Genomic DNA, 22,191 nt, shown 5'->3' with positions numbered 1-22,191 from the left:
GTGGACTTCGATCTATTGGGGCCACTACCGACCGGCACTACGGTGTTGGAAGCGAGCGCCGGAACTGGCAAGACCTACGCGATCGTCGGACTCGCGACCCGTTGTGTTGCCGAAGGTCTCGCCGACATATCGCAAGTTCTGCTGGTGACATTCAGTAGGGCCGCCACTCAGGAACTTCGTGAGCGTGCCAGAGAACGGTTCGCGGGAGTGTCCGCCGCTCTGGTCGACCCGGAGGCGGCGAGGCGGTCGGATGATGATCTGGTGGCGTACCTCGCCACAGCTGACGACGAGGAGATCGGCGTGCGGCGTCGCCGACTCCTGCGCGCTCTCGCGGAGTTCGACGCCGGCACCATCACGACCACCCACAGTTTCTGTCAGAGGATGCTCGACGGGCTGGGCATCGCCGGGGAACGTGAACCGGACACAACTTTTGTGGAGTCGGTCGACGACCTGATCAGTGAGGTCGTCTCGGATTTGTACCTCAGCCGCTACAGCCGGACGGACTCGTCTCCACCGTTCTCCACGAAGGACGCGCTGGCCATCGCCCGAAGCGCAGTCGGCGATGGTCAGGCAATTCTCGAACCCGACGGCGAGGAGGAGACCGCACCCGGTCAGCGCGTCCTCTTCGCGGCTGCTGCTCGCCTCGAGGTCGAACGACGTAAGCGGACCAAAGGAATTCGCGACTTCAACGATCTGCTGACGCTGTTGCACGGTGTATTGACCGATCCGGAATACGGTCCCGTCGCGTGTCGTCGGGTGCGCGAAAAGTTCAAGGTTGTGTTGATCGACGAGTTCCAGGACACCGATCCGTTGCAGTGGGACATTCTGCGGTTGGCCTTCCACGGACACACCACCCTGGTCCTGGTCGGTGATCCCAAACAAGCCATCTATGCGTTCCGCGGGGCAGAAGTCCTGAGTTATCTCGATGCGGTCGATCAGGCGGATGCGCACCAGGAGTTGACCACCAATTGGCGTAGTGACCCAGGGTTGTTGGCGGCACTCGAACACCTCTACGGTGGTGCCGCACTCGGCAACGAAGGCATCGTCGCGCATTCAGTGGAGGCTTCGCACAAGAAGTCTCGGTTGTTCGGCCCGGTGCCGATGCGTGTACGCCATCTGCCCCGTACCGGAGCCGGACCGCTCAATCGTTCGGGATTTCCGGCCGTAGGCAGACTTCGCAGTCGCGTCGCGGACGACGTCGCAGCAGACGTGGTCGCGCTCCTGGGCGGCGATGCCCGCTTGGCAGTCGACGGTGATCCACGCCCGGTCGAACCAGGAGACGTCGCGGTGTTGGTGCGCACCCACAAGCACGTGGCGATGATCCGCGATGCTCTCGATGCCGTCGGTGTACCTTCCGTATTGACCGGAGGGTCCAGTGTTTTCGCGACACCCAGTGCGACCCAGTGGCTGTGGCTGTTGCAGGCGATCGAGCAGCCCCATCGCTCCGATCGTGTCCGGTTGACGGCCCTCTCGCCGATTTTCGGGCGCACCTCCGAAGAACTGGACAAGGACGGCGACAACGTCGTTGCAGAACTTGCAGGTCAACTGCGCTCCTATTCCGGGCTGTTCGCACGCGTCGGGTTTGCGGCTGTGTTCGAAAGAATCTCTGCCGAAACAAATCTGGAGAAGCGTGTACTCGCGGCCCCGTCCGGCGAACGAGATTTCACCGATCTGCGGCACGTCGCACAACTCCTCGGTCGCGTCGCGACCGAGGAAGCGTTCGGGTTGAGCGCACTGGTTCGCTGGCTTTCCGATCGGATCAAGGACCCGACGTCCGGGAGCGCCACCGATCGAAGCCGCCGCCTCGACAGTGACGCTGCCGCAGTGCAAATCGCTACGGTGCATGCCACCAAAGGGCTCGAGTTCCCGATCGTCTACGTCCCGTTCAGTTGGGAGAGCGTTGGCGGCTTCAACTCGCCGACGCAGCTGTTGCACGACCCGGAGGGACGCCGCATCCTCGACGTCGGCGGGCAGGAAGGCCCGGGGTACAACGCCAGAAAGACTGTTGCGGAGGCCGAAGAAGCGGGCGAAGAACTGCGGCTGCTGTACGTGGCGCTGACCCGGGCGCAGTGCCAACTCGTGCTCTGGTGGGCACCCAGCTACGGGACCTCCCGCTCGCCGCTGCACCGGTTGATGCTCGGACGTACACCCGGCATCGCCGAACCTGCTCGGGTAGTGAAGGTGCTCGACGACGGTACAACCGCAGCACGGCTCGCAACCTGGCCGGCAGCAGCGTCCGACGTGATCTCGGTGGAACCTGTTGGTCCCCATCCGCCCTCGCCCGTCCACTGGTCCAGAGCGGCTGCGGACGTGACCGAACTGGCCGCGGCGCGTTTCGATCGAGACCTGGACACTCTGTGGCGTCGTACGTCGTACTCGGCACTCACCGCCGGAGCGCACCACGCGGTCACGACCACGGGCAGTGAGGTCGAGGATCCCGAAAAAGACGACGAGCCAGAGGATTCCGTAGACCTCGGGAGCATTACCCCCTCGCCCCTGGAGGCGTTCCCTTCACCCATGAACGGACTTCCCGCGGGCGCCGCATTCGGCACGCTGGTGCATGAGGTGCTCGAGGTGGTGGACACGGCTGTGGCAGATCTGAGAGCGGAACTCGGGAGGCGTTGCGCCGAGGCGGTCTCGGTACGGGCGGCCGAGGTCGACTCCGAAGCACTCGCGGATGCGCTGTATCTGGTGATGCAGACTCCCTTGGGATTCGGAACCTTGGCCACGATCGCGCCGAAAGATCGTCTTCCCGAACTCGATTTCGAACTCCCACTGGCCGGTGGCGACGATCCGGTGTCGATGAGTGTCACACTCCGCGGAGTATCGGAACTGTTGAGGCGCCACCTTTCCTCCGACGACATTCTGGCGTCGTACGCCGACTATCTGGACCGTGTCGAGACGTCACCGATGCGCGGATTCCTGACGGGCAGTATCGACGCAGTCTTGCGGATCCCGGGCCCGTCGTTCGTGATCGTCGATTACAAGACCAACCGGATCGGTCGCGGCGATCTGACGGCTGCCAACTACACGCGTGAACTCATGGCGACGGAGATGATGCGCTCGCACTATCCGCTGCAGGCACTGCTGTATTCGGTTGCACTGCATCGGTATCTGCGGTGGCGCCTGCCCGACTACGATCCGCACCGTCATCTCGGGGGCGCGCAGTATCAATTCGTGCGTGGGATGCTCGGCCCGGACAGCCCGCCGGAATGCGGTGTCTTCGAATGGAAACCGCCTGCTCAGCTGACGGTTGAACTATCGGATCTGCTGGCCGGTCTTGATGCGTCCCACACAGTAGGGGAGAAGATTCGATGACCGAGGCGCAATTGGCGCAGCGCGCCAAAGGGATCGTGCGAATCTTCAACGAAGCCGGGGTTCTGGTTGCCGCCGATGTTCATGTCGCGACGAGAGTGTGCAGCCTGGGCGGTGAAACGTCGGACGAGGTGATGCTGGCCGCAGCGTTGGCGGTCCGCGCTGTGCGCTCAGGTTCGGTGTGCCTCGATCTGCAACGGATGCGTGATGTGAGCGTCGACAATGCGACGGAGGAGGAACTCACGTCGTTGCCGTGGCCCGAACCGTCGGAGATCGTTGCCGCCCTTCGGCTGAGCCCTCTGGTGATCGGCGGAAACGCCGGACCTCTCAGACCGCTCCGGTTGGTCGACACGGACGACGGTGAACTCCTCTACCTCGATCGATATTTTCTGCAGGAGCAGACGATTCGGCGAGTGCTCGACGAGCGGGCGTCCACGTGGCCGCCCGCCGACCTGAAAGCGGTCCGAACGCGGCTGGATTCGCTGTTCGTCGACGAGAACGGGCCGACCATCGCGCCGGATCGTCAACGGATAGCAGCTGCTCTCGCCGCGACACAGTGGACCACCGTCATCGCCGGTGGGCCCGGAACCGGCAAAACCCATACGGTCGCACGTATTCTCGCTCTCCTGTCGGAGGAATTGGGTTCGAATGCTCGCATCGGTCTGGCCGCACCGACGGGTAAAGCCGCAGCACGGCTGCAGGAGTCCGTACGTGAGCAGACCGCGAGCCTTGGCCTTCCCGAAGAACTCGCGGCCATGACCCTGCACCGCCTACTCGGTTGGCAGCGGGGGAGTTCGAGTCGTTTCAAATACAATGCGACCAACAGACTTCCCTACGATGTGGTCGTCGTCGACGAGACGTCGATGGTCTCCCTCACGTTGATGGCGCGCCTGCTCGAAGCCGTTCGCCCCGATGCCCGGCTACTGCTCGTCGGCGATCCCGATCAGTTGACCTCAGTCGACGCGGGCGCTGTTCTTGCTGATCTTGTCGCCCGCCCGGTAAAGGTCAGTGGAAATCCGACGCTGACACAGTTGGTGGGTGACGATCTCACGGCCACTGGTTCCGAAGAGGCATTGAGTGCGGATGAACAGGATCGTCTGCGGGGCGGGATCATTCAACTCTCACGCGGGCGCCGCTTCGACGGAACCATCGCGTCGTTGGCCAGGGCAGTTCGAGCGGGAGATTCCGCTGAGGTTCTGCGTATCCTGCGCAGCGGTGATCCAGCCGTCTCCTTCCATTCGCCCGAGGATGTTGACGCATTGCGCGCCGACATCGTTGCGAGTTCAGAGGTGGTGACGGCGTCGGCCGAGGTGGGTGATGCGATCGGCGCGCTGAAAGGCTTGGAATCGCACCGCCTTCTGTGCGCCCACCGTGACGGACCGTACGGTGTCGGGAGGTGGGCGCAGCAGGCGATGGAGTGGGTCGGCACGGCATCAGGGCAGTTTCTTGACCCGACGCGGTGGTATCCGGGCCAACCCCTGTTGGTGACGGCCAACGACTACGAGGCGAAGATCTACAACGGGGATGCCGGGGTGATCGTGCAGCGTGAGGATGGCGTGCCTATTGCCGCATTCCAGCGGGGCAGTGATGCGTTTCTGATTCACCCGAGCCAACTCTCGTCGGTGCAGACGGTTTACGCGATGACGATTCACCGGAGCCAGGGCAGCCAGTACGACACCGTATCGGTGATGTTGCCGGCCGAGGCGTCGTCACTGCTGACTCGGGAGTTGTTGTACACGGCGATCACTCGCGCCAGAAACCATGTGAGAGTAATCGGCACCGAGGATTCCGTGAGGGCGGGAGTGCAGCGACAGGTACTCAGGGCAAGTGGGCTGCGTCGTGAGATCCGTCCGTACGACGGGCCGTGAAAGTCGGATGTTGCGGATTCTCTCGGTCATACGTTGTATACGACGAACACCTTGCGTACGGTCTCGGTGACCGTCCACGTACCCTTCCATCCGATTGGGAAGATTGCACTCGTACCGGCAACGAGATGTACGGGATCGCCGTCGTCCTCCTCCACGGTCATGGCGCCGGAGACGATGGTGATGATCTCGCCGCGGGTGAGGAACTCCCACCGCGACTTTCCCGGTTCGCTCTCCCAGACTCCGGATTGAATGCGGCCGTCGTCACTGGTGAACTCGACATCTGCACGAGTGATGATGTCTCCGCCGAGTGGCTCTGCACTGGGTTGGCCGAGCAGTGCTTGCTGGAAGATCCCACTTGCGCTGTTCAACTCTGCGGCACGGAAGGCAATGGTCACAATTCAATCCTGACTTTCGAAACTCATGTGAATCATCGGACTTGTCGATGATGTCGTGTGTCTGCTGAGCCGGGATACATTCACTTGTCGCATCTTTCGGCGTTTCGCTCGTACAGATGTCGAAAGGGTGATCGACCATCATTCAACCGGGGCTCAGGGAACCGTCTCACGCCGAAACATGCCCGAGCCCAGGGAAAACGCCCCCGCGCCGGTGATCTCGAACGGGGGTGATCGGTTGTGTATGAGGGGTTTACGTGGTGGACGCTGTCAACGAGGTGATGAAGCGCTCGGCTGCCGCGTCGACCTCGGCGTCGGGGGTGAGCAACCTCTGTAGCAACAGTCCTCGCAGACATGCGGTTGCGATGATGCTCTGCTGCTTTGCGTCCACCATTGTGAACCCTTCGCGGAGGGCCGCCGCTTCGAGGAGGTGCGCCAAATCGTCGAGGTCGGCGGCGAAATCTTGAAATGCTTTGTGCTCGTAAACCGCAAGTCCGGCCAGGTGAAAAAAGGTGCGGCTTCGATCTTCGTGCTCGGCGTTCGAGTAGAAGGTCCAGATCGCCCTGCACAGGGCCGCGAACCCGAGATCCTTGCCCATCGCGGCGATGACGAGGTTGTCACGGCGGCGAGCTTCCGACAGCACGGCGCTGAGGAGCCCCGGTCGTGATCCGAAGTGATAGGTCAGCAGCGTGTGGTGCACTCCGAGCCGCTCCGCTACTTGGCGCATCGACAGCTTCGGGCTTGGGCCGGTTTCACCGAACTCGTCGAACAGTGCCTGCAACAGTCGCTCTCGACCCTCCCCAACCGGCGATCTCACGCTACCTCCATTGACGGGTTCACCACTGTTGAGTACGGTACCGCATATCGAATTCACCAGTGTTTAGGAGAGTGGTTTCCAATGCTCGGGAGGTCCCTTTGACTGACGTATGGTTTGCCGGCGGCATGGTCGCGGATGGATCGGGCACCGACCCGGTCGAAGTCGACGTGTGCGTGAGTGGCGGCATTGTCACCGCGATCGGACAGGCGCCGTCGGGTTCGACGACAGTTGACTTGGACGGCATGCTTCTGACTCCGGGGCTGATCGATGCTCATGTGCACCTGGGTATTTCGAGTCCGATCCGAAGGCAATTCGGGTTTGAGCTCTCGGCAGCCGAACTGGCTGCGGGCATCTTCGCCACCGCGGGCGATGCCCTCGACGCGGGCTTCACCACGGTGCGAGACGTCGGTGGCATCGACGGCGGAGTCGTCGACGTTATTGCGAGCGGCAAGGTGCGTGGTCCGCGTGTCCTCTCGTGCGGTCCTGTGCAGTGCCAGACCGGTGGACACGGCTACTACGGGGCCGCATGGGAGCCGACCGAGCTGTGGAACATGCACCACATTCCCGGGCTCTGCGCCTTGTCCTTGATGTCGGGTAATGCCGACGAGCTACGACGCAACGTGCGCGAATCGTTCCGCCGAGGCGCAACATTTCTGAAACTGTGCGTCACCGGCGGTGTCGTCGGAGGCCATGACAGCCTCACCGACACACAGTTCACCGTCGAGGAAATCTCCGTGGCAGTGGAAGAAGCAGCGTCGCGGGGCACCTACGTCACGGTGCACGCGCACAACAATGCGGGCATTCGCAACGCAGTGCGAGCCGGTGTCCGGTGCGTGGAACACGGCACCGACATCGACGAAGAGACCGCCCAGCTGATGCGCGAGCATGACGTGGCTCTGGTCCCTACCTTCGCCGTGGTCGAGCAGTTGACGGACACCGAGAGCATGGACCTGGACCCGGCAATACGAGACCGCGCCGCCGGAGTACGTCAACGCATGGCCTCGGCGCTCGCGGTCTCTCGCGCAGCAGGCCTGAGGATCGGCCTGGGCTCGGACCTCATCGGGCCGCACCAGCAGCGCCGAGGCGAGGAGTTGCGCTTGCGGGCCGAGTTGGAGTCGCCGATGCATGCTCTCGTATCGGCCACCAGCGTCAACGCCGACATCCTCGGTATCGGGGAAAGCGTCGGGACGATCCGCGTCGGAATGCAGGCGGACATGGTCGCCTGGCAGCAAGACCCGCTCCACGACGCCAAGGTGTTCGCCGATCCGGACATGGCTGTTCTCGTCGTGAAGGCCGGCCACGTAGTGAAGGGAGAGGTTCGATGAGCGCAATGCTGCACGGATGTTTTGCAGACACGGAGTACTTCGAAATAACGGCGAAGTCGGGGTACAGCTACGGCATCTGGGTGACCACACCCCCCGGCTACGCGGACTCCACGGATCCCTTACCGCTGATATACGTGATGGACGGCAACTGGGCTGTAGGTCTTACCGCCCCGCTCATCGTCACGCAGGCAGACCCGTATCTGACGATCGCCCCGTACATCCAGGTCAGCGTCGGTTATGCCGGTGAAGAAGCTGCCAACTGGGCACGACTACGCAACCGCGATCTCGTGCCGCCCGGGGAACCGGTAGGCGACGAAATGACGGCCACTCTTGCCGCTGCTCGCGACTCGGGTGCAATGACCCAGGAGTATGTGGACGCCTACCTCGAGGAGCTGGCAGACACCCACGCGGACGTCTTCCTCGACTTCCTGACCAACGAACTCCACCCTCGCCTGTACTCGTCGGAGCTACGTGTCAGCGAGTCCGGGCACGGACTCTTCGGGTACTCGTACGGAGGCCTTTTCGCCCTCTACGCATGGCTGCGCGACGCGCCCCCATTCGCGACCTTCGGTGCGGGTAGTCCCGGAGTTGTGAACGCCGACAGCCAGATCCACACACTGGTCGAGGCACTGCCCGAGCGTGGCGTGGGCTCAGTTGTTCCGCAGCTGCACGTCACGCTGAACGAAGCCGAACTGACTGGACCCATTCCGATCTATCGCGGACTGTCACGCAACGTTCTCGCCGTCGTGGAGCAGTTGCATGGCAAGGGACGGTCGCAGGATGTTTCGACCGCGTTGTTGCACGAGACGCACGTAACCGGGCTGCAGGCATCGTTCCTGAGCTACTTGAAAAAATGCCATGCACGGTAGCTGTTCGTCCCGGCGACGATGTGCACGCTGACACGTTCGACGGGCGATTTTCCGTAGACGCCGTTGAAGGAGAAGTCGGCTGTGGGTGTCCACCACGTGGTGGACACCCACAGCCGTGTCTATTCAGTTGTCGCGGCTATCGATTCTCCAAGCCGGACAACACTTCTAACCCATGACGGTCCCGGTCGACTCGGCATTGGGTGCCCGAAGGCGGGAGAATGCGCCGAGGTCGATTTCGAGCCCGGTGTGCATCCCGACATAGGTCAGGGGATCAGCGTCGTGATCGTGTCCAGCTTCCACCTGGTCGATGATCCTGGACATGAGGCGCCCAGCGATAGGGGCATTCTTGAATTGGTTCCCGCTGGTGCCCATGGCGACGTAGAAACCTTGCCTGTCTGTCTTGTCATAGATCGGGGTCCAGTCGGATGCTGCGTCGTACACGCCGGCAATACCTTTCGGTTGTGACGGGACCTCCAGGGTGGGGAAACGCCTGGCGGCGCGGAAAACCTGCGCTTCGAACCGGGCAACAGTGCGATTCGGGTTGGCGGTATCAGGATCGTCGATCCACTCGAGCGGATCGCAATCCGGTTCGGTTCCGCCGACAAGGAATCCGTTTCCAGGTTCGGCTCGCATGTAGGTTCCGAGATCCAAATCGGCGATCATCGGGCCGAGGATCTCGTCGTCGTTGTAGCCAGTGGGTGCGGTGACGTGATGAACTTCCTGGCGCAAGGGCCGAACCGAAACCTTGAAGTCGGCCCCGACGTTCGACAGCTTGTTGAACGCTCCTGACCAGGGGCCGGCGGCATTGACGACAATCTTGGATTTCACACTTTCCCCGTCGTCGAGCCCTAGCTGCCAGATGCCGTCAGGCAACTGCTCGACTGCCACTACACGCGTGTTGTATGCGAAAACTGCACCGTGCGAACGTGCTGCCGCAGCAAGATTCGCGGCAGCCAGTTGCGGGTCGTCGACGAACCCCGCCTGAGGTGTGTACAGCGCGCCGAGCGTGGTTTCGGCATCTGCGAAGAAGGACTCCGAGTCGACTGGCTTCGGAGGATAGTATTTGCCGGCGTCGATACCGGGAATCTTCTCGACGAGTGTCGTTGCGTCCCAAAGCTGGTAATCGATTCCTATCTTCTCGAATAATCCGATCGTGCGCGCGTGGGGCGCGACGTCGACATCGAGCAGTGCCATCCCGCATTGCCGAAACTTCGCAAGCGCGCCGTCGACTGTCGCGTTGAGATGCTCGTTCCAGTTTTGCCAGCAATGCAGCGACTCCCAAGCCGCAGCCATACCGTCGAATGTGGAGTAGTTGAACCGGATAACCGCACTGGATGCACTGGTCGAGCCGTAGCCCGGACCACCAGACTTGTCGATGACCAGGACTTCGTAGCCTCGAGCGGCCAGTTCGTAGGCGATGGAGCTGCCGATCACTCCAGCTCCGACCACAACTGCATCGGTCTTGTCGGTAGGCACTTTCGGCCTCTCTTTCTACTGATGGCTTCGCCGGATCGAAAGCACAGCTGTTCGATCCGGCAAGCTTGGGTTCTGGTAATTCCGACGCCGTCGACTTCCTCTGGAGAGCTTCATCCCGACTTCTCGGATTCGGCTCTGTCTTAATGAATTTGGCACCTGAAAGTCCAGAGGTGTTCGTCGTCCTCAACTCTCTCGTGGCGGCCATCGGAACGCTATCGACAGCTGCGCAAAAAATCACAGCCGTGGCGCGTCCGTTGTCAGAAATGTTTCGTCGGGCTGCCCTGCGTGGCAGACCAGTTTTTCGTTTCCGGAATCCCTCGCCACAGAATGGGAAGCGCGATCAAAGCGATGGCGGTCGCATAGAAGGCAGGCGACAGATCGCTTCCAGTGGCGTTGACCAGTGCTGCGCACACCAGAGGAGCGGTCCCTGCAAAAAGTGCATATGCGATGTTGTAGGGGATTGCCGTGCCGGTGAATCGCGCATGCGTCGGCATCATTTCGAGAATTACGAGCAAAGCGGACGCGAGTAAGGAAAGCGCGAGGACCAGAGAAGCCAGTGCAACGGCAATCGCGAAAATGTTTCCGGTACCGATGAGCATGTAGCTGGGCACCGAGACGAAAACTGACATCACCATGCCGATTCTGACGAGTGGCCTCCGGCCGATTCGGTCGACTGTGGCGCCGAAGAAGATGAACAGCGGTACTGCGAGAACCAAAGCGCCGGTTGTCATCAGCAGTGCAACCGTGCTCGGAACATCGGCTGAGAGAACCAGAAATGTCGGCATGTAGCCGAGCAGCATATGAGTAACGACACCGAGCGAGGCGAAGTACACGAAGGACGTGAGCAGAGTCCGCCAGTGATTGCGGAACAGATCTGCGAGTGGGCGGTTTGGAAGGGAATCGTTTTCTTGCATTTCCTTGAACGCCGGAGTCTCCTCGACGGCAAGCCTCATGAACAGGCCCACCATGGCGACAACGCCTCCGATGATGAACGGCCAACGCCATCCTCCGTCGGCGAAGTGCTCAGCGCCGACCGAGCTGAATGACAAGACTGTGACCGTGGCCAAGATGCTGCCGACAAATGACGAAGAGCTGATTATCCCTGCGTACAAGCCTCGGCGGTGGGACGGCGCATGCTCGACGACGAAGGTGGCAGCTCCGGTGTATTCGCCCCCGGCCGAGAATCCTTGAACCAATCGGCACAGCAGCAGCAACAGCGGTGCGGCAACACCGATCGAAGCGTACGTCGGTAGGAGACCGATTGCCGCCGTCGAGCAGCCCATGAGCGTAATTGCCAGGGACAGTGACCTCCGTCGGCCGAGGCGGTCACCAAGCCGTCCGAAGAATATGCCGCCGGCAGGTCTGGCCAAGAAGGCGACTCCGTAAAGAGCGAAGGTGGCAAGCAGTGCGCCACTGCCGAACTCCGGAGGGAAGAACACTGTCGCGAGAACTGCGGCAGTGAAACCGTAGATCGTGAAATCGAACCATTCGACGATGTTGCCTGTCGCCCCGGCGATCAGGGCCCTACGGCGCGCCGATCGACGTCCAGGTGGAGTCTCGGTTTGATGCCCTGCAGGAGCATTCGCTGTGCCGGTCATGATGATTCCTCTCGGGATATGCTGAATGGCAACGGCTTTGCGACATCACGGTCACCGATGTCATTCGAGGTATTCGACATTGAAAGAGGTCGGTGGGATTCGATGTTGAACTGGCGAACGAAGGTCGTTTGTCGATTTCGGGTCGGAGGCGACCTCGTCTGAGGGAGATCGTGCCGGCCGGCCTCGCGCCCCACTATGCAAATCCCACGGCTGCAACAGCTCTCGTCGCTGCCACTTCTGCCGGTTTGTGGACCGAGTGAAGACGTCACGGGTCTCGAGTGCTTGGCATGAAGCGAGCCTATGGCGCAAAAGTTAGTTGCATCACTGTCATGTGTTCAATTTTCTACGTAGAAATTTGGGCATATGTTGCAAACCGGAGAGGGGGCTCGTACAGTTCGACCATGGTCGGAGAACTACAGCATTTGGTGGACACTACCGGGCGCCGACTGGACCGTTCCGTTGCGATCGATGATGTACAGATTCGTCTGCTCGCGTACAACTCGCATGACAGTGCCGTCGATTCAGTCAGAATGAATTCCGTTCTACAGCGGAATGTTTCACGCGAGATCGTAGACTTCATCTACGCGAGTGGAGGCCGTGAAGCCCTCGATCTCTTCACTGTTCCCGTCAACGAAGAACTAGGGCTGACCCTTAGCCGGGTCGGGATGCCGATCCGGTACCGCAATGCGCTGCTGGGCTTCGTCTGGCTGTTGACTTCGGAGGGCGAAGTTGACGAGGATCAAGCCGAGGTCTTGAGGCGCACGGCTGATGCGGCAGCGATGATCCTCCACCGCGAACAGTTGCTGGACGAGTTGTCCCGAAGTCGGGAGCGGGAACTTACTCGAGACGTCCTGTCGGGCGAGCGGTCGCTGCGCGAGGACGCGGCAAACAGGTTGGCCGAGGAGGGCTTGTTGGCTGCGGGTCCAGCAGTCGTGGTCACTGTGTTGCTCCGTCCTGGCGACCAGTCGACATTGACCGAAAGAGATCGTCTGAGTGTTGCCGTCGGCGTCGATCAGCTTCGTCGGAGGCTCCCGCGGAACAGTGCAATCCAACTCGACCGCCCCGACCACAGTCTGTTGATCGTATCGGTGGCCGAACGCTCGACTCAAACCCATCTGGACTCGTTGATCGTGGCAGCCCGGGAGCGAGTCTTGTCTGAAAGTGGGCGCCAGAACATCGAATGTTGGGTTGGTATCGGTGAACCGCGAACCTCGGTTGCAGACGTGCGCGAATCCTACGAAGAGTCCAGACGCTCCGCAGATGTAGCCCAGGTCGTCAAGGTGCTCGGAAATGTTGTGCATTATCGGGATCTCGGCGTCTACGGACTTCTGGCCGAACTGTCGGAGGATCGACTCGAGAACAGTATTCACTCAGGTTTGCAGTCCTTGCTCAGCCATGAGGACTCAAAAAGTGAGGCTCTTCTCGCGACGCTGGAGAGCTTTTTGGACAATGCCGGTGACGTAAAGCGAACGTCCGAGGCGCTCTGTGTGCATCGAGGGAGCTTGTACTATCGTTTGCGGCGAATTCAGGAGATAACACGCGCAGACTTGGCAAACGGCGACGACCGGTTGGCATTGCATTTGAGTCTGAAAGTCGCGCGGCTGTTGGATCTCCGATGATCCCAACCGAGAAGAGGGGACTGCGGAAGAATCTAGCGGCTCAACGTAGTTCGGGGCTTTCGATCGTCAAGCGGGATGGTTCTGGGGTGGGAAAGGAAGCGCGTCGTACATCGGCCGGGGTGGGTTGGCTTGACCTGCTGAGACGTTCATACGTTTGAAAGGGCACCTTCTATTCTCCTGTCGGCAGATGCGGCGGAGTGCAACTTTTTCGGGCATTGAAAGTGCAGAATCGTCCAGATGGGTGTCGAGCTGCGTGAAGAACGCGCGTTTTTGCAAACCGAAATGACGACGAATTTGGTCTGAGTTCGGTCCCCCGGTACGCAGATGTTTGCGCGCAAACTGGACTATTTGTTGCCGACTGCAAATTGGGGATTTCGCGACCATCCCGTTGGCTCCCTTTACGGTTGGGTTGGATCAGATACCTGAGTCGGTGCGATTTTTACGCACCCCTTCACTGCAGGTCTGGTCTGATCTTTCCGAAATGGGAGTCGCGGAGATACATGCAGTTGTTCGAGATCGTTCCCCCGAAATTGAACAAACGCGCCAGACTGGATTGTGGCCATTGATGCTGCACGTCTAGCCATTTGCTTGCTGCTGAGCCGGCTGGTCAGTACGACACGGTATCGGTGATGTTGCCGGCCTAACGCCAAACGGTGAAGTGGTTTTGCCAGGAGAACGACACGTTTTTGCCGGCATTCGAGACGACGACTCCGCGCGGATCGACCTCTGGCGGAAGGGGGACCGACCACATCATCTTTCCGTCGCGAGCCCTGATCGAATGCATGCCGGTGTAGTCGCTGAAGACGAAGTGATCGCCATCAGTCGCACCGCTTCGAACCCAGTACGCGTCTTGCCAGGGTGTTTGCCACAGTTGTCGGCCACTCTCGACGTCGAGACCCGAGATTGTGCGGGTCTCCGGCGACGTGACGAGGATTGTTTTTCCTACCACTGCGGCGATGGTGCTTCCTGTCCCGGCCGTCGCGGTGTTGACGATTTGTGAACTGCGCCAGAGTTCGTCACCCGACTCCGGATCGTAGGCGCCGTCGCCGAGAAACATCGGCGCCGCCGTCGAGGGCTTACTCGGGTAGGACGACGATGAGTACGAGGAAATCGGTATCGCACGAATCGTGGATCCGTCGGAAGCCAAGAGGTTTTGGGTTCCGGCATATCCCGACCGGCCGCCGACACTGGTGAGGAACAATCCGTTCCCGGTAGGGACAAGCGAATCGCCCTCGAATCGGAATCGCTCGGCGCCGGACTGCAGATCGTAGATTCGATAGCGGTACTGCGGGTCCCCGCCGTCGCCCTGTTCCATCGCAATGACAGTGTCGGTGTGAGGGACCGTGTAGACGGCTCCGAACTTCTCACTTGGTTCGAAGGTACGCACGAAGTTGGCAGTCAAATCGGTTGTGGTGCCGCTGGCAAGAATTCGTGTTCGAACCGTTCCGTCCATCCTTTCGCCGGACGTGTACACGGTGTCTCCGGCGATGGTGGCGCCATTGAGATCGAAGTCGGTTCCGAGGTCGGACATCAGAGTTCCGGTCGCGGTATCGACAAAGATCATCCGTCGATCGCCCCAGCACGCGATGATCGTGGATTCGTTCTGCTGACTGCACTGGCCGATGACTCCGCCGATTCGCGTTTTCCACAGCGGACTTCCGTCGTCGGGATTCACCCCGACGAGTGTGACGGCACCGACTCCCTGACTCGACGAAGACTCGTCGGTCTCGGGAAGCGGATAAGCAGTCGCGGCCACCAGCACGTCACCGACTTGGTACGTGTTGCCGTAGCCGTAGTAGCCATCGAGCGTGGAAGGCATCGACAGCAGCACGTCCCCGGGGTTGTCCGTGAGCGCTCGGACATCGAGTTCCCAGGCTTGTTGCGGAGGATCGGAGAGGTCTACGTCGACAACGCCTTGCTCGACGATCGGACCGCCTGTCTTCTGCTTCGGCCATGCCGCATCACTGGAGTCGGAGATTACCGATACGACGATGAACGCGATCGCCACGAGCAATGCCAGTCCGAGTGCGACCAGTTTCCAATGTTCCTTCAACCGAAGCTGCATCGAAAGACCGTAACCGATCGATCAAACTGATCGGTTCGTTTCGCGGACGGCCGGCACGATGTCGATCGCGAGATCGAGCCCACGTGCTCGGTGTGACGAAGTGTGGTGGCCTCGTACGCACGAGACCACCACACCGACGGCGTCAGACGTACGGCGAGTACGCCGGAAGATCCAACTGACCGTTGCCGGACAGCCCGATCACGATCACCTCGGGTTCGGTGACGGCACGGGCGTGAGCGATAGCGCCGGCAACCGCGTGGGTTGATTCCGGAGCCGGGATGATTCCTTCGGCGCGGGCGAAAATCAGACCTGCCTGGAGTGCGTCGTCCTGATCGACGGCAATTGCATCCATGAGTCCGAGGTTGACCGCGTGCGAGACCATCGGCGACATGCCGTGGTAGCGGAGGCCACCGGCATGGATGGCCGGCGGTACGAAATCCTTACCCAGAGTGTGCATCTTGAGCAGCGGCGTCAGGCCGGCGACGTCACCGAAGTCGTAGCGGTACTCGCCCTGGGTGAGGGACGGGCATGCCGACGGCTCGCAGGCGACCAGACGAGTCTTGGTGCCTTCGCGAAGGTTTCGTCCCAGGAACGGGAAGGTGAGTCCGGCGAGGTTGGAACCGCCGCCGGCGCAACCGAACACGGTGTCGGGGACGGCGTCGCCGGCTTCTTCGAGCTGGACCATTGCTTCCTGACCGATCACGGTCTGGTGCAGCATGACGTGGTTCAGCACGCTACCGAGTGAGTAGTGCGTGTTCGGATCCTGCGCAGCGACCTCGACGGCCTCACTGATGGCCATACCGAGCGAGCCGGTGGTGTCGGGATGCGACTTCAACAGTGCGCGTCCGGCTTCCGTCAGGTCCGAAGGCGACGGGTGACAGATTCCGCCGTACGCCTCCATCTGGATGCGTCGGTACGGCTTCGAATCGAAGGACGAGCGAACCTGCCATACCTCGACGTCGAGTCCGAGCAGCGCGCCCGCGAACGACAGCGACGCACCCCACTGTCCCGCACCGGTTTCGGTGGTGAGCTTGGTGGTTCCCTCGATTGCGTTGTAGTAAGCCTGCGCGACAGCAGTATTCGGCTTGTGTGAACCGACCGGGCTCACGCCTTCGTACTTGTAGTAGATGCGGGCAGGTGTGCCGAGAGCGCGCTCGAGTCGATGCGCGCGGAACAGGGGAGAGGGCCTCCACATGCCGTAGATCTCGCGAACCGTCTCCGGGATCTCGATGTAGCGCTCGGTTGCGACTTCCTGCGCGATGAGGTTCATCGGGAACAGCGGCGCCAAGTCCTCGGGGCCGAGCGGCTCACGAGTGCCCGGATGCAGGTGCGGGGGAACAGGCTCGGGGAGGTCAGCCGCCAGGTTGTACCAGTGCGTCGGCACTTTCGACGGGATGGAGACGCCCAAAGGCTCGAGCGAACGGTTGAGTGGGGTGGTGGTCAACTAACTCTCCTTCGTGGATTCGGTACCTGATCTTGGCGGTCGTAGCGACGACGCGTACGGCATTTGCCGGATCGGGGATCCTGAGAGGAGCCTGCTGGACCACCCGATATCGGTCCGGGCAGCACGCAGTTGCGGCTGACCGTCAGCGGTCGGGCCACCAGAGGTGCGCAGTGAGCAGGGTCACGAGCCGATCGTACATCGGCACTCGCACCCTGCTCACGTCGGGCGCAGCTACATTCTCGCCATCCTTCGTCGGCTCAGCTACATTCTCGCCATTCTTCGTCGGCTCAGCTACATTCTCGCCATCCTTCGTCGGCTCAGCGAAAAATCATGCACGTCGTGGTTCCATGCGCCACCAACTTGCCGTTCTTGTCGAGGACCTTGCCCTCTGCGGTCGCGGTGCGCCCGCCCACGTGAATGACACTGCCGTGGGCTGTCAGCTCGTCACCGTCGAGAGGCACAGTGCGGATGTAGTTGAGCTTGAGTTCGAGGGTCGTGTAGCCGACGCCCGCGGGAAGCATCGTGTGTACCGCGCAGCCCATGACCGAATCGAGCAGCGTTGCGCAGATGCCGCCGTGCACAGTGCCGAGCGGGTTGCTGAAATCGGCGCGCGGGGTCAGGGCGAAGCTGACGGATCCCTCGTTGACCTCGCGCATCTCCATGCCGAGGAGGCGTCCGATGCTGGGTCGGTCGTTGACCTGCGTTCCCATCCAGCGGAGAAGTTCGAGGCCTGTCATCTGCGCCGGATCGACGGTCGCGGTTGTCTCGTCACTCATTGTTTCATCCCATCACTATGTAGGTCGTCATACATAACGTAGCGTATGAGTCGACAGGTGTACCGACGGCCGAAGGATCTGTGACATGGCAGAGCTGAGCTCACGTGATCGCATGATTCGCAGTGCGGTTGAACTGATCAGCCGCAACGGTGTCGACGCGACGTCCTTCAGTGACGTCATCAAGCACAGCGGCGCACCCCGTGGGTCGATCTACCACCACTTTCCTGGCGGTAAGACCGAGTTGATGGTCGAAGCCGTGCGCGCGGCCGGTGCGATCATCACCAGACGGATCAGCTCGGCTGCGGCTACCGGTTCCACGGCCGACGTGATCGAAGCGGTCGGAGACATCTGGCGACTCAATCTCACACGCTCGGACTTCGCGATCGGCTGCCCGGTGATTGCCGGCGGGTTGGCGCGTGCCAGTGAGCCAGAAGTCGCGGAAGTGTCGGCTGAGGTCATGCTGGGATGGCAGAAGTTGATCGAATCGCAACTCGAAACTGCGGGTTATCCTGCAGTGCAGGCAAAATCGATGGCAAACCTGACGATCACGTCGGTCGAAGGTGCGGTGGCGGTGTGCCAGACGACTCGAAGTATCGAGCCGCTCGAACAGGTCATCGCTTCACTGCAGGGGCTCTCTCGTTCTGAGGCTTGGTCCGGCTGAGCCTTCGGGGGTTGACTTCGGTCGTCAAGTATCCGTAACTTCATGTAACGGCTAATTGGGCAGGAGTAGGCGATGACACATTGGTTCGACCTCGAACCGGTCGGTGTCGATTTCTTCGACACGGCACCGCATATCTTCACGTACTCGATCGACCTCACCGCCGAACCGGATGACGTCTGGGCTGGTCTGACCGCGGACGAGCCTTTGTCGTGGTGCCGGCTGCTCACCAAAGTGCACTATACCTCGCCGCGCCCCTACGTCGTCGGCACGCGCCGAATCGCGGAGGTGGGCGGCGGTGCGATGCAGATGCGCGAAAAGTTCATCACCTGGGACGACGAAACGCGTCGGCACTCGTTTTACGTCGAACAGTCCAATGTTCCGCTGTTCCAATCCTTCGCGGAGGACTACCGCGTCGACGAGCTCGCAGTGGGTTCGAGACTGCAGTGGAATTTTGCATTCTCGCCGCGTCCGAAGCTGTCGCTCGCGGTGCGCGGCGGGCTACCGGTCAACTCGCTGATCTTCTCGAGCTTCGTGCGCGATACCAAGCGGCACTTCGGTTCTGCGCCACGCCATTGACTTTCTTCCCTTCATACGAGAGGCATCCATGACCACGCTCGGAGAATCGTTGACTTTGCCCTGCGGGCAGATCCTGCGGAATCGCACGATGAAAGCTGCGCTCAGCGAGGCTCTGGGTGACCGCACTCATGGACCGTCCACTCGCTTGGAAACGCTGTACGGTCGTTGGGGCAGTGGCGGGTTCGGTTTGCTGATTACCGGCAATGTCATGGTCGATCGATCGCAGATCGCCGAACCGGGCAATGTCGTCGTCGACGACGATCGTGATGCCGAAGCACTGACTGCCTGGGCCAAGACCGCCAAGAACGGCGGCGCCGAGATCTGGATGCAGCTGAACCACCCAGGGCGGCAATCCAACCCGATTGCCAGCAGAGGTAGACCGGTCGCCCCGAGCGCGATCGCGCTGAAGATTCCGGGAATGGCGACGCCGCGAGAACTCTCGACCGCTGAGATCGACGAGATCATCGACAAGTTCGCGGAAACCGCTCGCGTCGCCGAGTCCTCCGGCTTCGGGGGCGTGCAGATACACGCAGCGCACGGTTATCTTGTTGCGCAGTTCCTTTCGCCCTTGTCCAATCAGCGGACGGACGAGTGGGGTGGAGATCCTGAGCGTCGACGACGCTTTCTGATCGAGATCGTTCGGCGCATACGCTCTGCCGTTGCTCCGGGATTCGCGGTCTCGGTCAAGCTCAACTCGGCTGATTTCCAACGAGGTGGATTCTCGGAAGACGAGTCGCGAGAAGTAGTGCGCGCGTTGACCGAAGAGTCGGTGGATCTCATCGAGATCAGCGGTGGCAGTTATGAATCGCCGGCCATGATGGGTAAAGCGCAGAAGCAGAGCACTCGCGATCGAGAGGCATATTTCCTCGAGTACGCCGAGACAGTCCGAGCGATTGCCGGCGACATTCCCTTGGCGGTCACCGGCGGCTTCCGCTCGCGATCGGCGATGGTCGAGGCACTGGCTTCCGGCGCGTGCGACGTGATCGGCCTCGGCCGGCCGACGATCACGATCCCCGACGCGGCAACCGTTCTCCTGGAATCGGATCGGGAACGATTGACCGTGCCGACTGTTGAGTTCGGAGCGCGGAAGTTGTTGGGGAAGGTTGCCGACATCTCGATGCTCGACGGTGCACTCGACCTGCAGTGGCATACCGATCAGCTGCACCGGATGGGCGACGGAAGCGAGCCGGATCCGGCTCGGCCGTGGTGGAAGACCCTCGGAACGATGGTGAGGCGAAACGGATTCGATGCGCTTCGCCCCACCAAACGAGCGGCTTGATCAGTTCGGTGCACCGATGTTGAGTTCATCGGGATGCGCGCCGACGCGGGTGCCGTCGTCGAGAGTGTCGATTTCGCTCAGGTCGAGATCGGTGAGTTCGAAGTCGAATACGTCGATGTTCTGAGCGATTCGAGCATCGTGTACGGATTTCGGGATGACGATCAGGCCGTTCTGAAGGTGCCAACGGATCAGGACCTGCGCGGCAGTCTTGCTGTGGCGGTCACCGATTCGTGTGATGATCGGGTCGGTGAGCAGGGTGTTGGGCTTGGACGCCTTACCCCAACCTGCGTTACTGGTACCGCCGAGTGGGCTCCACGATTCGACCTTGATCCCGTGCTCGGCGGCCTTGTCGCGAATGGCGTGCTGCGTGAGATGCGGGTGCAGTTCCACCTGATCGACTGCGGGCAACAATCCACCGCGTTCGACGAGAAGCTGCAGATGATGCGGCTCGAAGTTGCACACCCCGATTGCCTTGGCGCGGCCCGATTCCGCGATCTTTTCGAGTGCGTCCCACGTGCGGAGGAGTCGGTCGTTGTCCTGCAGAGGCCAGTGGATGAGGTAGAGATCGACGTAGTCGACGCCCAGCTTGTCGATGCTGGTGTCGAAAGCCTTCAACGCCGGCTCGTAGCCCTGATCCGCATTCCACAGCTTCGTGGTGAGGAAGATGTCCTCTCGCGCGACGGACGAGTTGGCGATACCTCGTCCGACGCCCTCTTCGTTTCCGTAGGCGGCAGCGGTGTCGATGTGCCGGTAGCCGGCCTCGTCGAGTGCGAACCGTACTGCATGCTCGGTTTCGGCGTTGGTGGCCTGCCAGACTCCGAGGCCGAGTTGCGGGATCGTGGTTCCGGAATTCAGCGTGATGTCAGGAATGCTCATGGATCAAGGCTAGCGATCTCGAGCTGTCCTTGCCTGGGTCAGAGCTGCGTGGGTCAGAGAGTGGTAGCCGAGTACCCATGCGCCGCTGCAACACTGTCGGACAGGAGCAGGCCGTCGTGTGTGCTCAGACCTGACCCCAGGCCGGGAACTGTCGCGACCGCGTCCTTCCACCCCTTGTCTGCCAATGCGACGACGTACGGAAGCGTCGCGTTGGTGAGTGCGTAGGTGGACGTACGGGGGACGGCTCCGGGCATGTTCGCAACGCAGTAGAAGACCGAACCGTGAACCTGGTACGTCGGATCGGCGTGCGTGGTCGCGTGTGAATCCTCGAAGCAGCCTCCCTGGTCGATGGCGATGTCGACCAGGACAGAACCCGGCTTCATACGCGCCACCAGGCTGTTGGAGACGAGAGTCGGCGCCTTCGCCCCGGGGACCAGCACCGCGCCGATGACGAGGTCGGCGTCGAGTACAGCCTGTTCGAGTTCGAGGCTGTTGGACGTGATGGTCTTGACCTGGCCGTGGTACAGCTCGTCGATTTCCCGCAGGCGAGCGATCGACAGATCGAGAACGGTGACGTCGGCCTGCATGCCGTAGGCCACGGCGATGGCGTTCTTACCGGAGACTCCCGCACCGATCACCACGACCTTGGCGGGGCGCACTCCGGGTACGCCGCCCATCAGCACTCCGCGTCCGCCGCCGTGACGCATCAAGTGATAGGCGCCCGCCTGCGGTGCCAGGCGTCCGGCTACTTCACTCATCGGGGCGAGGAGGGGCAGTGAACCGTCGGAACCGACAACTGTTTCGTAGGCGATGGAGGTGGTCTTCGACGTCAGGAGCGCGTCGGTGCATTCCTTCGACGCCGCCAGGTGCAGGTAGGTGAAGAGAACCTGATCCTTACGGAGTCGCGAATACTCTTCTGCAATAGGTTCTTTGACCTTCAGGAGTAGATCTGCGTCCGTCCAGACCTGATCGGCAGATCCGAGGATCTGCGCGCCCGCGGCCTTGAAATCCTCGTCACTGAACGAGGAGCCGACGCCTGCACCCGTTTCGATGACGACTTCGTGTCCTCGGCCGACCAGTTCGTGGACGCCTGCTGGGCTGATGGCCACGCGGTACTCGTGGTTTTTGATCTCGCGGGGGATTCCGACCTTCATGACACGGCTCCGAACTGAGTCTGTTGTTTCTTCGAATGGCAGGTGGCAAGCATGAAGTTTCGTCGCCAGATAGTGAAGAGA

The 22,191-nt window shown here is 61.3% G+C and carries 17 protein-coding genes; 8 read left to right on the top strand and 9 right to left on the bottom strand.

Annotation, left to right across the window (positions count from 1 at the left end):
* Positions 1–3,318, top strand: coding sequence for a UvrD-helicase domain-containing protein (locus G4D79_RS01190; protein WP_099697048.1), 3,318 nt, complete (start codon positions 1–3; stop codon positions 3,316–3,318).
* A complete protein-coding gene (recD, locus tag G4D79_RS01185) occupies positions 3,315–5,183 on the top strand; it encodes an exodeoxyribonuclease V subunit alpha (protein WP_099697047.1) in 1,869 nt (622 codons plus the stop codon). The genes G4D79_RS01190 and recD overlap by 4 nt, the downstream gene beginning before the upstream one ends.
* Positions 5,184–5,209: 26 nt before the next feature.
* On the opposite strand, the gene G4D79_RS01180 is transcribed toward recD, so the two are convergent.
* Complete coding sequence (locus G4D79_RS01180; protein ID WP_058039220.1) at positions 5,210–5,578, bottom strand: cupin domain-containing protein; 369 nt, start codon at positions 5,576–5,578, stop codon at positions 5,210–5,212.
* A gap of 250 nt (positions 5,579–5,828) precedes the next feature.
* Entirely contained in the window at positions 5,829–6,392 is a 564-nt protein-coding gene (locus tag G4D79_RS01175) for a TetR/AcrR family transcriptional regulator (protein WP_007734140.1), read from the bottom strand.
* Positions 6,393–6,490: 98 nt separating this feature from the next.
* On the opposite strand from G4D79_RS01175, the gene G4D79_RS01170 reads away from it, so the two are divergent.
* Both G4D79_RS01170 and G4D79_RS01165 read left to right on the top strand, forming a co-directional pair.
* On the top strand, positions 6,491–7,717 hold the full coding sequence (locus G4D79_RS01170; protein ID WP_235867743.1) for an amidohydrolase family protein: 1,227 nt from the start codon (positions 6,491–6,493) through the stop codon (positions 7,715–7,717).
* Positions 7,714–8,586, top strand: a complete 873-nt coding sequence (locus G4D79_RS01165) for an alpha/beta hydrolase (RefSeq protein ID WP_070161117.1) — start codon at positions 7,714–7,716, stop codon at positions 8,584–8,586. The genes G4D79_RS01170 and G4D79_RS01165 overlap by 4 nt, the downstream gene beginning before the upstream one ends.
* Positions 8,587–8,751: 165 nt before the next feature.
* On the opposite strand, the gene G4D79_RS01160 is transcribed toward G4D79_RS01165, so the two are convergent.
* On the bottom strand, positions 8,752–10,062 hold the full coding sequence (locus G4D79_RS01160) for an FAD-binding oxidoreductase (protein WP_003945449.1): 1,311 nt from the start codon (positions 10,060–10,062) through the stop codon (positions 8,752–8,754).
* Positions 10,063–10,319: 257 nt separating this feature from the next.
* Complete coding sequence (locus G4D79_RS01155; RefSeq protein ID WP_081557363.1) at positions 10,320–11,660, bottom strand: MFS transporter; 1,341 nt, start codon at positions 11,658–11,660, stop codon at positions 10,320–10,322.
* A 401-nt stretch (positions 11,661–12,061) separates the two neighbouring features.
* Between G4D79_RS01155 and G4D79_RS01150 the strand changes: the two genes are divergently transcribed.
* On the top strand, positions 12,062–13,279 hold the full coding sequence (locus G4D79_RS01150) for a CdaR family transcriptional regulator (protein ID WP_099697046.1): 1,218 nt from the start codon (positions 12,062–12,064) through the stop codon (positions 13,277–13,279).
* 640 nt (positions 13,280–13,919) lie between these two features.
* Here G4D79_RS01150 and G4D79_RS01145 read toward each other — a convergent pair.
* The 3 genes from G4D79_RS01145 to G4D79_RS01135 form a co-directional block, all read right to left on the bottom strand.
* Positions 13,920–15,344 (bottom strand): PQQ-binding-like beta-propeller repeat protein, encoded by a 1,425-nt coding sequence (locus tag G4D79_RS01145; RefSeq protein ID WP_099697045.1) that lies wholly within the window; start codon positions 15,342–15,344, stop codon positions 13,920–13,922.
* Positions 15,345–15,486: 142 nt separating this feature from the next.
* Complete coding sequence (locus G4D79_RS01140; protein ID WP_003945451.1) at positions 15,487–16,788, bottom strand: TrpB-like pyridoxal phosphate-dependent enzyme; 1,302 nt, start codon at positions 16,786–16,788, stop codon at positions 15,487–15,489.
* Positions 16,789–17,105: 317 nt separating this feature from the next.
* A complete protein-coding gene (locus G4D79_RS01135; protein ID WP_003945940.1) occupies positions 17,106–17,564 on the bottom strand; it encodes a PaaI family thioesterase in 459 nt (152 codons plus the stop codon).
* 85 nt (positions 17,565–17,649) lie between these two features.
* Between G4D79_RS01135 and G4D79_RS01130 the strand changes: the two genes are divergently transcribed.
* The 3 genes from G4D79_RS01130 (at position 17,650) to G4D79_RS01120 (ending at position 20,080) form a co-directional block, all read left to right on the top strand.
* Entirely contained in the window at positions 17,650–18,225 is a 576-nt protein-coding gene (locus G4D79_RS01130; RefSeq protein ID WP_003945856.1) for a TetR/AcrR family transcriptional regulator, read from the top strand.
* A 72-nt stretch (positions 18,226–18,297) separates the two neighbouring features.
* Entirely contained in the window at positions 18,298–18,801 is a 504-nt protein-coding gene (locus G4D79_RS01125; protein ID WP_099697044.1) for an SRPBCC family protein, read from the top strand.
* Positions 18,802–18,829: 28 nt separating this feature from the next.
* Positions 18,830–20,080, top strand: a complete 1,251-nt coding sequence (locus G4D79_RS01120; RefSeq protein WP_007734160.1) for an NADH:flavin oxidoreductase/NADH oxidase family protein — start codon at positions 18,830–18,832, stop codon at positions 20,078–20,080.
* Here G4D79_RS01120 and G4D79_RS01115 read toward each other — a convergent pair whose 3' ends face one another.
* Together G4D79_RS01115 and ald are read right to left on the bottom strand one after the other, a co-directional pair.
* A complete protein-coding gene (locus G4D79_RS01115) occupies positions 20,081–20,956 on the bottom strand; it encodes an aldo/keto reductase (protein ID WP_099697043.1) in 876 nt (291 codons plus the stop codon).
* A 53-nt stretch (positions 20,957–21,009) separates the two neighbouring features.
* Positions 21,010–22,110 carry an alanine dehydrogenase gene (gene ald, locus G4D79_RS01110; RefSeq protein ID WP_003945541.1) on the bottom strand — a complete coding sequence of 367 codons (1,101 nt, stop codon included), beginning with the start codon at positions 22,108–22,110 and terminating at the stop codon, positions 21,010–21,012.
* Positions 22,111–22,191 lie beyond the last annotated feature (81 nt).

It is taken from the genome of Rhodococcus sp. WY5 (assembly GCF_018588185.1).
Classification (GTDB): Bacteria; Actinomycetota; Actinomycetes; order Mycobacteriales; family Mycobacteriaceae; genus Rhodococcus_F; species Rhodococcus_F qingshengii.
The sequence above is the reverse complement of the archived record's forward strand: the minus strand, read 5'-3'. Positions and strand labels throughout refer to the sequence as shown.

Excerpts from the sequence above, each read along its gene's own strand:
- G4D79_RS01125 (WP_099697044.1), top strand. The coding sequence starts at position 18,298 with ATGACACATTGGTTCGACCTCGAACCGGTCGGTGTCGATTTCTTCGAC.
- G4D79_RS01120 (WP_007734160.1), top strand. The coding sequence starts at position 18,830 with ATGACCACGCTCGGAGAATCGTTGACTTTGCCCTGCGGGCAGATCCTG.
- G4D79_RS01130 (WP_003945856.1), top strand. The coding sequence starts at position 17,650 with ATGGCAGAGCTGAGCTCACGTGATCGCATGATTCGCAGTGCGGTTGAA.
- G4D79_RS01135 (WP_003945940.1), bottom strand. The coding sequence starts at position 17,564 with ATGAGTGACGAGACAACCGCGACCGTCGATCCGGCGCAGATGACAGGC.
- G4D79_RS01165 (WP_070161117.1), top strand. The coding sequence starts at position 7,714 with ATGAGCGCAATGCTGCACGGATGTTTTGCAGACACGGAGTACTTCGAA.
- ald (WP_003945541.1), bottom strand. The coding sequence starts at position 22,110 with ATGAAGGTCGGAATCCCCCGCGAGATCAAAAACCACGAGTACCGCGTG.
- G4D79_RS01115 (WP_099697043.1), bottom strand. The coding sequence starts at position 20,956 with ATGAGCATTCCTGACATCACGCTGAATTCCGGAACCACGATCCCGCAA.
- G4D79_RS01145 (WP_099697045.1), bottom strand. The coding sequence starts at position 15,344 with ATGCAGCTTCGGTTGAAGGAACATTGGAAACTGGTCGCACTCGGACTG.
- G4D79_RS01155 (WP_081557363.1), bottom strand. The coding sequence starts at position 11,660 with ATGACCGGCACAGCGAATGCTCCTGCAGGGCATCAAACCGAGACTCCA.
- G4D79_RS01150 (WP_099697046.1), top strand. The coding sequence starts at position 12,062 with ATGGTCGGAGAACTACAGCATTTGGTGGACACTACCGGGCGCCGACTG.
- recD (WP_099697047.1), top strand. The coding sequence starts at position 3,315 with ATGACCGAGGCGCAATTGGCGCAGCGCGCCAAAGGGATCGTGCGAATC.